This is a genomic window from Paraburkholderia sp. SIMBA_053, assembly GCF_046534895.1.
In the GTDB taxonomy this organism is placed as follows: Bacteria; Pseudomonadota; Gammaproteobacteria; order Burkholderiales; family Burkholderiaceae; genus Paraburkholderia; species Paraburkholderia caledonica.
Map to the genome: position 1 here is coordinate 1 of NZ_JAWRXU010001823.1, position 233 is coordinate 233.

The 233-nt window shown below is 67.4% G+C and carries 1 protein-coding gene; it reads right to left on the reverse strand.

Annotated features, from left to right (window positions below; genetic code table 11):
• Nucleotides 1-20: 20 nt before the first annotated feature.
• A partial coding sequence (locus tag SB753_RS41810) for a DUF4148 domain-containing protein (protein ID WP_410805788.1) occupies nucleotides 21-233 on the reverse strand: 213 nt, incomplete at its 5' end.

A 233-nucleotide genomic window follows, 5' to 3' on the forward strand; every position in this document is an offset into this window, starting at 1 on the left:
GCGGACCGGACTGTGGAAGGCTACCAGGTCCGGATCGAAGGCTGCGTGTTGTCTCTCGGCGAACCGCCTGGACCATAGGGATCGGGATTGCCGAAGCACGACATCGTTCCGTTCTTGCGCGCGCGACTGAGTTCGTCACGCACCTGGGCGCGTGTCTTTGGTGCGTCGCTGGGCGCGGCGGCGGGCGGCGGAGCAGTGGGCTCGTGCGTTTGCGCCATCGATGGCAGCGCAGC